Raw genomic sequence first — 12,939 nt, forward strand, 5'->3', positions numbered from 1 at the left:
TTAAATAGAGAGGTAATATATAAGAAAAATTTAGATATGAGGTGCACCAATGAAAATAGCAGTAGCCGGAACAGGCTATGTCGGTCTAGTAGCAGGTGTATGCTTTGCTGAGATGGGGCATCAAGTTACTTGTGTCGATATTGATGAGAGTAAAGTCAATATCATGAAGTCAGGTGTTTCTCCTATCTATGAAGCAGGCTTGGAAGAGTTAATGCAGAAGAATTATGCCGCTGGACGAATTGATTACACAACAGACTATGAATCTGCATATAAGGATGCAGAAGCAATATTTATAGGTGTAGGGACTCCGGAGCAGCCAGATGGTTCGGCTAATCTTTCGTATATTGCTACTGTCGCAAGACAAATAGCAGAGACGATTGAGAAGGATTGTCTTGTTGTTGTAAAATCAACGGTTCCGATTGGTACGAATGATAAGGTAGAGCAGTTTATTCAAGATTTTTTAATTCATGATGTAAAGGTTGAAGTAGCTTCGAATCCAGAGTTTTTGGCACAAGGATCAGCAGTACATAATACGCTGCACGCAGAGCGAATTATAATAGGTACGGAAAGCGCCTGGGCAGAATCGTTGTTGAAAGAAATATATGAACCATTTCAAATTCCGATTGTCTCGGTAAGCCGAAGATCGGCAGAGATGATTAAATATGCCTCTAATGATTTTTTGGCTTTGAAAATCTCTTATATGAATGATATAGCAAATCTATGTGAGCTGATTGGTGCTGATATAGAGGATGTTGCTAAAGGAATGAGCTATGATGATCGAATCGGCAGTAAGTTTCTAAATGCCGGAATTGGTTTTGGAGGCTCTTGTTTCCCTAAAGATACGAAAGCGCTGGACTATCTTGCACGTCAGCATGGCTATGAGCTTAAAACCGTAAAGGCTGCTATTGATGTGAATACTGAGCAAAAGACGATGCTCTACAAAAAAGCTAGTAAACGGCTCATTACATTTAATGGCCTTAAAGTAGCTGTATTAGGGTTGACCTTTAAGCCAGGTACTGATGATTTGCGTGAAGCCGCTTCTTTAGAAAACATTCCTTTATTACTGGAGCAAGGTGCTCATATTGCAGCATATGATCCAGTTGGAGCAGATAACTTCGCTAAGTTTTATCCAGAAGGAAAAAGTGGAACAGGATCTATTTCTTATGTATCAAATATTAATCAAGCCTTAGATGATGCAAATGTATGCTTCATATTTACAGAGTGGGGAGAAATAAAAGAGGTTACACCATTAATGTATAAACAATTAATGAAGACTCCGCTTGTTTATGATGGAAGAAATATTTATAAGGTAGATGATATGCAGCAGGCTGGCGTAGAATACCATTCTGTTGGCAGGAAATCTACTGTTCGTGAGAATGGAAAGGAGTCGAGAAAGCTTGAGCTACAGTCCGTACAATCTTAGCAAGAAAACGTATCTTGTTACTGGAGCTGCTGGTTTTATCGGCTCTTATTTATCTCAGAGCTTATTGAAGCAAGGGATGGACGTTATCGGATTAGATAATCTTAACGATTATTATGATGTTAATCTAAAGTATGCTCGTTTGGAGAAACTAAAGGGCCAAGACAATTTTACTTTTATTCGTGGTGATATTGCGGATAAGGAAACGGTTTTTCAAACTTTCGAGGAGTATAAACCGCATTTAGTTATCAATTTGGCAGCACAAGCGGGTGTTCGTTATTCCATCGAGAATCCAGATGCCTATATTCAAAGTAATATTATTGGCTTCTATAATATACTGGAAGCATGTCGTCATTATCCTGTTGAACATCTTATTTATGCATCTTCCAGTTCGGTATATGGTGCTAATAAGAAGGTTCCATTCGAGGAAACAGATCATGTGGATCATCCCGTATCCTTGTATGCTTCTACTAAGAAGTCTAACGAATTAATGGCTCATACCTATAGCCATCTTTATCAAATCCCATCAACTGGATTACGTTTTTTCACGGTATATGGTCCAATGGGCAGACCGGATATGGCATACTTTGGCTTTGCCGATAGTTATTTTGCCAATAAGCCGATTAAAATTTTTAACAACGGAGATTTAGAAAACGATCTTTATCGAGATTTTACATACATCGATGATATTATCGAAGGCATTATGCGTTTAACGGGGTGTCCGCCTGAGGGAGAGGTTAGGCATAAAGTCTATAATATCGGCAATAACAATCCAGAAAAGCTGATGTCCTTTATTGAAACGCTGGAGAATGCTTTGAGCAAAGCATTAGGCAGAAAAGTTATTTTCGATAAAATATTTGAACCGATCAAACCAGGCGATGTACCAGCAACCTATGCATCAACGGATCTCTTGCAAGCAGCGATTGGCTTTAAACCTCAAACCTCTATTGAAGAGGGTTTGCAACATTTTGCCAATTGGTACGTCAATTACTATAAGCTGTCTTAGTAAGTGGAGGAAAAATAATGGATGTACGTGGTTATGATGTGAGTAATGAGTAAAAGACTGAAAAGGCTACTGCTCGTTTGTATCGTTTTATTTTGGCTCATCGTTATATTTCTATTATCAAGTCAGCCTGCTTCGCATTCTAACGACTTGAGTCAGGGAATAACGGAGAAGGTTGTTAGAGCTATTGAGAAGGTAACTAATCAACAGCTGGACTTGAATCAGTGGAACCACTGGATTAGAAAGAATGCTCATTTCTTTCTATACTTTATATTAGGGATTTTTTTAATGTCCGGGTTAACTGCATTCCGGGTCAGATTGCGCCGAGCGAGTCTGTACGCGTTTGGAATATCCGTTCTTTATGCCATATCAGATGAAGTGCATCAGCTGTTTGTAGATGGGCGTGGCGGACAGGTGCGAGATGTGCTGATTGATTCTGCAGGAGCAGCTTTGGGCATATTGCTATTTGCAGGACTGTACAAGATGCTGCGGATTAGGCGGAAATGAACTGGAATGCCTCGGAATGCTGTATAAATAGTCTTTAAGTCTCTGTGTAATTGGTACTTAATATGGTAATCTACGATTAATTCAATCTGCCATGTGAGGGGATTAACTTGTGGATTAGCCTTTTGACTATACGTTCCTGGCATCGAATAAGCTTGGCTTACCATGAATTATTATTAGATGGCTGCATTTGTTATAGGAAACGATCTGAACTATATTGTAGAATCGATTACCACTATAAAAGATTGCTTGAAAAAGCTGACGCAAGATCGTAAATGCGGCAGCTTCTTTCGTATTAATAGCAGCAAATGAGGAGAGTCGCAGCAGAAATGAATAAGTTGTTTTTGAAGATAATGATTGGAGCAGGCTCGTTAATCGTTGTCGCTCTGATTGTTTATGGAAGTGTGAATTTATACAATAAGTTGTCAAAGGCTTCTGATTTGAAGGGTCAGATAGCAGAACATACGTCTACGGAAGTAGAAGAGAGCGAGCAACCGGGTTTTAACACTGATCATGAAATAAAGCCCAGCCCCTCTGCGACACCTCCCAGCTCGGCGTTACCTGTAGAAAGCGCTGGAACAGTGCAGGGTGGAAATAAGCAAACTGACGGTCAAAGTAATGGGACTGCTGTTCCTTCTGCTACAGTGTCTCCAACGACGTCGCCAGATCAGCCATCCAAGGAACAGGCTTCGGCACCAGTGGATGATGAAAAAGAAAAGTTGAAAAAAGAGATTGATACGAAAATAACTGCTGAAATGGAGAAATTGAAAGCCTCCTGTCAATCGGCAAGTATGAATTTAGCCGCCAAGATTTCAAAAGAGATACAGGCTGATAAAGATGCCTCCCTTGCTACTATCGGGGAAAAATATTTGGCTGCAATTGTAGAAGCCGAAAGTCAATGCGACAGCAGCTTTCAGCAGTTACTGAATCAAGCAACTGCTGAATATGAAGATGCTCAGCTTGCGACAGATTCTATGCCTAATTGGAAGCAGCAATTTGACTCGGCAAAAGAGAAGGCTAGGGAAAAAGCGCTTCAAGCGATCACTGGTTCAGAATAATAAGGTTGAACAAAAGCCCTTGTCGTTATCGACAAGGGCTCGCCTTTTCTTATCCTTTTCCCAATCACTCCGGCTTTAACCCCTCAAATATTAGCTCCACTAATTCATTTGCAGCTTCTTCGACTGTTTGTACAATGTCCATAAAATGCTTGCGATTGCGAATCATAAGCATGCTTGTGTACAGATGGGTGACAAGGACGGGATTACAAGGGCGGATCTCGCCATTCTCAATCGCTTTGCTCAGCGCAGCGGCAATCGATTCGTAGATCGTTTCCTCGGTGCTGCGTATACGCTTGATTTGTTCCTCGGACAAATGGGGGGCTACTTCCCGCATCATCGTTTCAAATTCGACTTCAGCATTGCGCATTCTCCCGATAGCCGCTAGTTTCAGCTTTTGCTGAATGGTTCCTTCGCCGTTCAATATTTTTTGAGTTTGCGCATTGGCAAATGACAATACGTTTACGACGCATTGTGTAAATAACTCTGATTTATTTTGGAAGTAATAATATAAACTAGCTTTTGTAAGCTGGCATGCGCTAGCTACGGAATCCAAAGAGACTTTTTCATAGCCCTGGGTCATAAATAGTTGTGCAGCAGTTTGCAATATAAGCTGCATCGTGTGTATGGAGTCGTCTAGTTTAGGTCTTCCAGGTTTTCTTTTCTTTGGTTGATTAGCCATCGTATTTATCCTCCAGCATAGTTCTTTGCTCTAGTCATATAATAAACCAAATATGAAAAATAAGCATCGGTCAAGAAAGTAGTTGATTAATTAACCGAACAGTATATATAATTAAATGCATCTGTTAGTTTATATTGTAATCCATATCGGGAGTTAGGGAAACGGAGGAAGAGAGAATGGGTAAATTAACGGCTGCTACAGCTGGGCCACGCAGCAAATGGGTGACTGTTGCAGTGTGGTTGATCGTTGCCGTTGTATTAACGATAGCGCTGCCGAATGTGAAGGAGTATGAGCGCAACAACGCACCTAATCTTAAGGATAATGCTCCTTCTGTCGAAGCGAGCAAGCTGATTGCTGAGCAATTTCCTGGCGAAGTCGGCATACCTGCGCTTATTGTATGGCAAAGGGACAGCGGGCTTACGGAAGCGGATTATACTGTCATTCAGAAGCTGGCAGGAGAGTTGGCGGCACAACCGCTAACAGCGCTCCATGATGGCATTCCGCTCCATATGATGCCCGTGCAGGCGCTGCAGCAAATGACGTCAGAGGACGGCACGGTATTTATTCAGCCTTTATTATTTGAAGAGGATACGCAAACTGAAACGCTGAAGGAAAATTTGCTTGCGATTCAGGATAAAACGAAGCAATGGACAGAGAGCAATCCTTTTGAAGCCGGCGTGAATGAAAACAATACGTTAACGGCTAGAATAAGCGGACCTGCTGGCATATTGGTGGACGCTACGGATTTATTCAAAAATGCCGATTTTGTATTGCTGATGGCTACAGTTATTTTAGTACTCGTACTATTATTATTAATTTACCGCTCGCCTATTCTTGCAATTATTCCGCTTGTTGGTGTCGGCTTTGCCTATGTTGTGACGAGCCCGATTCTTGGCTGGATGGCTTCCAAGGGCTGGATTGTCGTTGATTCGCAAGCGATAGCTATTATGACGGTGCTGCTGTTTGGTGCAGGAACAGATTACTGCCTATTTTTCATTACAAGATTCAGACATGAATTGCTGCATACGGAGGAGCATAAAACGGCGATTAAAAAGACTTTCTCGGGTGCGTCTGGCGCTATTGCGATGAGTGGTTTTACGGTTGTGCTTGCGCTTCTTGCTTTATTGGCGGCACATTACGGCGCGTACCAGCGTTTTGCAATTCCATTCAGCTTGTCGATTCTCATTATGTGTATAGCGAGCTTGACGCTTGTTCCGGCAATTCTTGCGATTATAGGCCGCAAAGCTTTTGTACCATTTATTCCAAGAACGGAGCAAATGGAGCGCGAGCATGAGGCGAAAACAGGTAAAAAGCATAAAAAGAAAGATCCTGAGAAGCAGTTTGGCAACCGGATCGGCAAGCTCGTTATTACGAAGCCTTGGACGGTTGTTATTGTCAGCACCTTGCTGTTGGGTGTGTTGGCGATTTTCTCGTACGGTATTCCATATAAATATGATTTGTTATCCTCTTTCCCGGATGATATGCCGTCCAGAGAAGGCTTTAGCCAAATAGCGGAAGCATTCGAGCCCGGCGAGCTTGCGCCTTTGACGCTTGTTATTGGAGATAACAATGTGGCTGATCGCGAGAAGCTAAGAAGCGATGTTGCGCAGGCGATTGAAAAATTCCCGCAGACAGGTTCTGTGAGTGAGCCGCAGAAAAGCAAGGCTTCTGCCGATTATGCTGCCTATACGATTGTGCTGCATACGAATCCTTACGAGCTGGAAGCGATGGAGGCTGTTCCTCAGTTAAGGAAGACGGTAGAAGAAGTGCTGCTGGCTCATGGAGTTGAGAATGCTGCTGATCAAATATGGATTGGCGGGCAAACCGCCGAGCAATATGACAATATGAAAACGAATCAAAGAGACAGCTCCATCATTATGCCGCTAGTTATTTTGCTAATTATGATATTGCTGTTTGTCTATTTGCGCTCAGTGTGGGCGACGCTTTATTTGATTGCTACCGTGTTGCTGTCTTTCCTGGCGGCTTTAGGACTTGGGTGGATCATTCTGCATTACGGCCTTGGGGTCGAAGCGATTCAAGGGGCGATCCCGCTATACGCATTCGTATTCCTAATCGCACTTGGTGAGGATTATAATATATTTATGGTATCGAGCATATGGAAAAAGAGCAGGGAAATGCCGCTTTCCCAAGCGATTAAAGAAGGCGTCAGCCAAACAGGCAGCGTTATTACTTCTGCGGGATTAATATTGGCAGCAACGTTTGCAGTATTAGCCTCCTTGCCGCTGCAGGTTCTGATGCAGTTTGGATTAATTACTGCGATAGGCGTCTTGCTGGATACGTTTATTGTAAGACCGTTCTTAGTCCCTGCCATTACGAAGCTGGTCGGTGAGCGTGTGTTTTGGCCGGCTAAAAAGGCCCGTGTGCGCGGACATTAATAAATAAATAAATAAAAATCCCTGGAGTGTATCGTTTATCTCTGGGGATTTTTTCGTAAATATAACTTCTGCAAATATGCAAATGTTACAGGCGGCAGCCATTTAATCGATAGAGTGACTTCAACATTTTAATATTAAATAATATACTAGATGTTGGAAGATAGATTTCATTATTTATCCAAAAAGAGAGTAATCCGGTAAGAGCAGGAGGATTCGTGATGCAAATTTATTTTAGAGTGAAGGCTGCCGGCAAGCGCAGGCCTGTTTTGGAGTTGGTTGAAGCTTCAATATCGGAATATGCCTCCAGCTTAAGGGAGGTCATTCAAGAAATTGTGACAGAGCAGGTGCGCCGCTATAATGATCGTAGTATTGATCAAGCGATCTTTCCTTATTTAACTCATGAGCAGCTGGAGAATCAGGCACAATCCGGAAAAGTCGGCTTCGGTGCTGCTTACGATGAATGGCAGGCTGATGAAGAGCTGGCTGTTGCCCATGCATGGCAAGCTTTTGAAGATGGCATATATAAAGTGCTTGTAGATGAAAAAGTAATAGAGCGTTTGGATCAACCGCTTGAGCTGAAAGAAGGTGCCGTGTTTACTTTTATACGTCTTACTTTGCTGTCAGGAACGATGTATTAACGCTGGGAGGAATTATGATGGGTCAAAGAGTGGAGATCGACATAAAACAAGAGCGCTTGGATGAGATAGAAAAGCAGCTGCACAAGTCCAGTCATCATCAGTATTATGATTTGGCTAACGGTTTATTTTTGTACATAAACAAAGACTATAATAATCGAGAAGAACGTACAAAACAGCTGTTTGATCAGTTGGATGAGGCTTATGGCTGTTCTATAAAGAAAATAAAAGATGCAGAGACGTTATTGGATGGGGCATTGCACGAGGCTTGCAGCCTTCTATTTGGTGCAGCGCGTACGGAGGATTTGTTTGATTTGCTGCGCAGACGGCTGGAGTATACGTATTCGGGTCAATATTCTTATCGAAAAGGCTACCGATCGCAAAATTGCAGTTATTATTTAGATGGAATATTAGAGCTTGTGTCTTGTTATTATTTTTACCAAGCTTATGATTTCACGGTGCTTGAATATTTGACCTCGCCAGATAAACAGTTGTCAGATGACTATATTATGTCTTATCTGATTGCAAGGGAAATTGATAATGGCAATAAGGCAGTTGTTGAAGCATTAAGCGATGTTTTATTTGGTGAAAATCAGACGGCGCTTCTATCCCGTAATATGATTCGCGGAATTGTCCGAAGCCATAGCGTAGAATGCTACCAGATGCTCGGCAAGCTTCTCCTTGCTGCCAGATTGCAGGAGGGCTTGCGCCAGCATATCGTTGAAAGCCTGGATGAAGGGACGCTAGAGGCAGCTATTTATCTGGTTAAATTTATTATAGATAATAAATTAGAAAGATTCAGCGCTGTAATACGAGCGCTTGATACGTGGACAGGCCTTGGGTTTTCGGATCAAAAGCCTGCGGTCATCCGCAAATGTCTGGAGCTTGCGCTTCGCTCTTTAACAGATCCTTCTTATGCGGCTGAAGCGGAGCAAAGCAGTGATGCTTTAGTTTATTATTTTATGCTGTGGGGAGCGGCTTACAGAGAAATAGAGGAGACGAAGGAGCTTATAGAACGTACTTTGCAAAGCGGCGCCAGATATAAGAAGCTGGCTGCCTTGTATTTTTTGTCGCACTCTGATCTGGGCAAGGTGCAGCATGAGGTAGCGGCAAGGCATCTCCCTGCAGCGGCAGATGATATGGAATTGCTGGCATGGCTGCTTAGAAATTACCATTATGAATATAGCAGCATAAGCACCTATAGTTGGGAACGCCGCAAGATGGAGCCGAACGGGCCGACTTCGCCTCTTGATCCGGATTTCGATAAGCGGAAGGAGCAGTTTGATGTTTTGCTGCAGCTGTTCCAGCAGCTGAAAGGCTCGACAAAGGTTTTCAATGAAAGTGTATTTCCATGGGGCGCCATTCAGCTTGACCCTGATGAAGTGATGGGCAGGCTGCTGACGATTGTATCCTATGATTTTAATTCCAGTATGATTGATCGTTTAATAGATTCCTATGACCATATGGGTACCCAAAATAGACTTGCTTTTATTGTTTATTATATACGCAGGCTGCAAAGCGAGAAGCAGCGGGCATTTTTATTGACAGCATTGGGCGATAAGAGCTCAAGCAACCGTGAGGCTATATTAAAAATAATGGGTGAGCTGGAGCTTACTGCCCCCGAACAGGACAGAGTTACTGCGCTGTTAAAGCAAAAATCGGGTGCGGTCAGACAGGGCGCGATTGAATTGTTAATCAAGCAAAATGATGAACCGCTAAGCGCAGCGTTGACTGAGCTGCTGGCAGCATCCAGCGTGCAGCAGCGGCTTGCAGGGCTGGAGCTTGTAAACCAATTGCAGCACAGCGATGGGCGGCAGGCTTTGTATTCTGCAATGCTGCAAAAGGTCGAGCAGCTTCATGCCGCTGGCCGCGCCACGGCGCAGGAGCAGGTGCTCATTGATAAGCTGCTGAATACTGTGCAGCCGCAGTACAGTGCAAGCAATGGCTTTGGCTTGTATGATCCTGACGCTGCTATCCATATTCCCGATGAATATCATCATCCTGCACTGCAAAAAGCTGATTCCATGCCGCTTCCGCTTACGCCGCAGATTGAAGGGGTATTGTACATCAATAGCGAGCGTTTGAAGCAAATTGCCGCGCATTTTGCAGCCATATTTGAAGGGAACAAGGATTACGAATATGAAACGGAATATTATGACGGCAGAATTGAAAAAGTATTGCTTGGCAATCAATACTATAGCCTCAGCAAAATGTACAATGGGCAAGAAAAAGGGAATGACGCCAAAGATAGGCTTGATCATTATCCGCTACCTGAGCTGTGGAGACAAGCAGCCCGGGATTTGAAGCTGACAGCATCAGATATGCTGCAGCTATTATCGGCGACAATCGGAACCAGGGAAGAATTTAATCATAGAGAAGCTTGGTCTAAAGAGATTTACAGTGATGTCATCGAGCATATGTATGATGGAATCTGGGATCTGCCTTATTTTAAGTTTATCGTTCAATTGATTCGTTTGCTGCTTGCTGAGCAAAATCAGCAGGAGGTATTCCGCCTATGCATGGATACGTATAAGCATTTGCGTTCCAGAATGACCGTGGAGCAGTGCAGCCTGAACAGTTATGCGTATAACGAGGATTACTATTATAGGGACAGACATGAACCGCCGCTCGAATCCTGGCTCATAACCTTCTGGCTGAATGAAGCTAACTCCGTGATTGAAAACGACGAGCAGTTTACGGAGTGGTTTTATACCGCTTATTCCAGCTATCAATTAACAGAGAAAAAGTACGGCTCGCTGCTTCAGCTTGATTTATTTGCCCGCGCTTTGCAGCTCGGTTTGTTGACAGAGCAGCAAATGCTAAAGGAAATGATGACGGGCTTGTTTGCAGACGATTTGATCCGTTTGCTTACACACCCGAAATGGAGCAAGACCGCATTAACCTATAGTCCCCGTTTGGCTGATCTGACGAAGCAAGCGGTGGACCGGATGGTAGAAATCGAAGCGCTGCGCGGTGATATGCCGACTGAGGTTTCATCATTGGTCAGATTTATTTACAGGTTTGAAGGGATGAGGCATTTTACGAGCCTTTTAACCGGCTTGGGCAAAGAGACGTTTCAACGCGGCTACAGCTATGGCAGCAGAGAGACGAAGAAGGAGATACTCAGCTCCTTGCTGCAAAGCTGTTATCCGGCTGAACCGGAAGATGCTGCTTTGCTTGGCAAGCTGCTCACGGATACGGATATTTCGGAGCAGCGTTTGCTTGAAGCGGCAATGTATGCACCGCAGTGGGTAAATATTGTACAGCAATATTTGGGCTGGCCGGGCTTAAAGAGTGCAGCCTGGTACTTTCATGCTCATATCAATGCGACCTTCTCGGCCCAGAAGGAAACGGAGGTAGCGATTTTCTCGCCAATTTCTCCGCAAAGCTTTAACGACGGCGCATTTGACAGTGCGTGGTTTAAAAGCGCATATGCTGAGATTGGGGATGAGCGATTCCAAATGCTGTACATCTGTGCCAAGTATATTTCGGACGGCGGCAGCAGCCATCGCCGCGCCCAGCTTTTTGCCGATGCGACGCTTGGCAGGCTGGATAAGGAGCAGCTGGCGGAGGAAATCGCCAAGTCGCGCAACAAAGACAAGCTGCTCAGCTTTACGCTTATTCCGGTTAAAGAAAACGATAAGCAGGATGCACTGGAGCGTTACGAGTTTATTCAGCGGTTTCTGAAGGAAAGCAAGCAGTTCGGCGCTCAGCGGCGTGAGAGTGAAGGGGTTGCCAGCGCAATCGCTTTGGAAAACCTGGCGCGTAATTTGGGCTACAGCGATGTCAATCGAATGATGTGGACGCTTGAAGCAGATAAATTTGAGGAGATTAAAAAGTATTTTAGCCCGCAAACTATTAACGGTGTAGAGCTTTGGCTTGCCATTGAAGAGGAAGGCGAAGTAACTATACATGTAGAAAAAGCAGGAAAAGCTTTGAAGAGTATACCGTCTGCGATAACTAAGCATGAGCAGGTGCTTCAGCTCAAAGAGCTGCAAAAGTCGCTTAAAGATCAATACGCCAGGGCGCGGAAAAGCCTGGAGCAGGCGATGGAGCACCAAACGGTTTTCACGCTTGAAGAATTGATCAACATTACCCGAAATCCAATTGTAGCGCCGCTGGTCCAGTCATTGGTGTGGGTGCTGCCAGCTGAGCGTCAGCTTGGATATTTGCATCAAGCCAGTGGCGAATATTCGCATCAAGCCAATGGCGGATATTCGCATCAAGCCAATGGCGGAAATTTGCGTCAAGCCAGTGGCGAATTCTCGCTTCGTCAGCCGGATGGCACGTTGAAAGAGCTTGCCGCAGAAGCTGTCCTGTACCTCGCTCACCCAGTGGACCTATATGAATCCGGTTTGTGGAGCGACTTCCAAAAGGACTTGTTCGAGCGGCAAATCAAGCAGCCGTTTAAGCAGGTATTCCGTGAATACTACCGCATGGATGTGGATGAAGCGGCAGCGGGTACGGTATCCCGCCGTTACGCGGGTCATCAGGTGCAGCCGCAGCGAACCGTGGCACTGCTGCGCGGACGGACGTGGACCGTAGATTATGAGGAAGGGCTGCAAAAGGTTTATTACAAAGAAAACCTGATTGCCCGCATGTATGCGATGGCTGATTGGTTCTCTCCGTCAGACATTGAGCCGCCGACACTGGAGACGGTGCAGTTTTTTGATCGGGCTACCTTCAAGCCGGTGAGGCTGGATCAAGTTCCTGCTATAATTTTTTCCGAAGTGATGCGGGATATCGATCTTGTCGTCAGTGTTGCGCATGCAGGCGGCGTTGATCCGGAGGCTAGCCATTCTACTGTTGAGATGCGAGCCGCCATTGCCCGCGAGCTGCTTATGCTGCTGGATGTAGGCAATGTGCGGATTGAAGGCTCGCACGCGCATATTACAGGCACGCTTGGCGAGTACTCCGTGCATATGGGATCGGGTGTTGTTCATAAGAAAGGAACTGGAGCGCTGAATATTGTGCCTGTTCATTCGCAAAGCCGGGGCAGACTGTTCCTGCCGTTTGTGGACAGCGATCCGCGCACCGCGGAAATTATGTCCAAGCTGCTGCTCTTGGCTGAGGATAACAAGATTAAAGATCCGAGTATACTGGCGAAGCTTTAAGTCGAGTTGTATGAATCCTGGAGAACGCAAGTTTTCCTTTACGCTGCTGGATTCCTTTACCTTGAATGGCAGAGCCGATGTGTACGTATATAAAAAGAACTTGCAGCGATTGCTGCAAGTTCTTTTTTAT

General features: G+C 44.5%; 8 protein-coding genes. 7 read left to right on the forward strand and 1 reads right to left on the reverse strand.

Annotation, left to right across the window (positions count from 1 at the left end; translation table 11 throughout):
- Positions 1-49 precede the first annotated feature (49 nt).
- The 4 genes from V1L65_RS18010 (at position 50) to V1L65_RS18025 (ending at position 3,985) form a co-directional block, all read left to right on the forward strand.
- Positions 50-1,423, forward strand: a complete 1,374-nt coding sequence (locus V1L65_RS18010; RefSeq protein ID WP_331700603.1) for a UDP-glucose dehydrogenase family protein — start codon at positions 50-52, stop codon at positions 1,421-1,423.
- Complete coding sequence (locus V1L65_RS18015; RefSeq protein ID WP_331700604.1) at positions 1,377-2,426, forward strand: GDP-mannose 4,6-dehydratase; 1,050 nt, start codon at positions 1,377-1,379, stop codon at positions 2,424-2,426. Before V1L65_RS18010 ends, V1L65_RS18015 begins: the two co-directional genes overlap by 47 nt.
- A 45-nt stretch (positions 2,427-2,471) precedes the next feature.
- The gene (locus V1L65_RS18020; RefSeq protein WP_331700605.1) at positions 2,472-2,930 is read left to right on the forward strand and encodes a VanZ family protein; all 459 of its coding nucleotides are present in this window, start codon (positions 2,472-2,474) and stop codon (positions 2,928-2,930) included.
- Positions 2,931-3,256: 326 nt separating this feature from the next.
- Positions 3,257-3,985 (forward strand): hypothetical protein, encoded by a 729-nt coding sequence (locus V1L65_RS18025; RefSeq protein WP_331700606.1) that lies wholly within the window; start codon positions 3,257-3,259, stop codon positions 3,983-3,985.
- A 64-nt stretch (positions 3,986-4,049) separates the two neighbouring features.
- Here the strand turns inward: V1L65_RS18025 and V1L65_RS18030 are convergent, their stop codons facing one another.
- Positions 4,050-4,664 (reverse strand): TetR/AcrR family transcriptional regulator, encoded by a 615-nt coding sequence (locus tag V1L65_RS18030; protein WP_331700607.1) that lies wholly within the window; start codon positions 4,662-4,664, stop codon positions 4,050-4,052.
- 176 nt (positions 4,665-4,840) lie between these two features.
- On the opposite strand from V1L65_RS18030, the gene V1L65_RS18035 reads away from it, so the two are divergent.
- The 3 genes from V1L65_RS18035 to V1L65_RS18045 all read left to right on the forward strand — a co-directional run bounded on the left by V1L65_RS18035 (position 4,841) and on the right by V1L65_RS18045 (position 12,809).
- Positions 4,841-7,060, forward strand: a complete 2,220-nt coding sequence (locus V1L65_RS18035; protein ID WP_331700608.1) for an MMPL family transporter — start codon at positions 4,841-4,843, stop codon at positions 7,058-7,060.
- A 218-nt stretch (positions 7,061-7,278) separates the two neighbouring features.
- A complete protein-coding gene (locus V1L65_RS18040) occupies positions 7,279-7,698 on the forward strand; it encodes a hypothetical protein (RefSeq protein WP_331700609.1) in 420 nt (139 codons plus the stop codon).
- Between the two features lie 14 nt (positions 7,699-7,712).
- Positions 7,713-12,809 (forward strand): DUF4132 domain-containing protein, encoded by a 5,097-nt coding sequence (locus tag V1L65_RS18045; RefSeq protein ID WP_331700610.1) that lies wholly within the window; start codon positions 7,713-7,715, stop codon positions 12,807-12,809.
- The last annotated feature ends 130 nt before the right edge of the window (positions 12,810-12,939 follow it).

Origin of the sequence: Paenibacillus sp. IITD108 (genome assembly GCF_036541265.1) — a bacterium.
GTDB lineage: Bacteria > Bacillota > Bacilli > Paenibacillales > Paenibacillaceae > Pristimantibacillus.

Coding starts and splice junctions, on each gene's coding strand:
- V1L65_RS18010 (WP_331700603.1), top strand. CDS start 50: ATGAAAATAGCAGTAGCCGGAACAGGCTATGTCGGTCTAGTAGCAGGT.
- V1L65_RS18015 (WP_331700604.1), top strand. CDS start 1,377: ATGGAAAGGAGTCGAGAAAGCTTGAGCTACAGTCCGTACAATCTTAGC.
- V1L65_RS18020 (WP_331700605.1), top strand. CDS start 2,472: ATGAGTAAAAGACTGAAAAGGCTACTGCTCGTTTGTATCGTTTTATTT.
- V1L65_RS18025 (WP_331700606.1), top strand. CDS start 3,257: ATGAATAAGTTGTTTTTGAAGATAATGATTGGAGCAGGCTCGTTAATC.
- V1L65_RS18030 (WP_331700607.1), bottom strand. CDS start 4,664: ATGGCTAATCAACCAAAGAAAAGAAAACCTGGAAGACCTAAACTAGAC.
- V1L65_RS18035 (WP_331700608.1), top strand. CDS start 4,841: ATGGGTAAATTAACGGCTGCTACAGCTGGGCCACGCAGCAAATGGGTG.
- V1L65_RS18040 (WP_331700609.1), top strand. CDS start 7,279: ATGCAAATTTATTTTAGAGTGAAGGCTGCCGGCAAGCGCAGGCCTGTT.
- V1L65_RS18045 (WP_331700610.1), top strand. CDS start 7,713: ATGATGGGTCAAAGAGTGGAGATCGACATAAAACAAGAGCGCTTGGAT.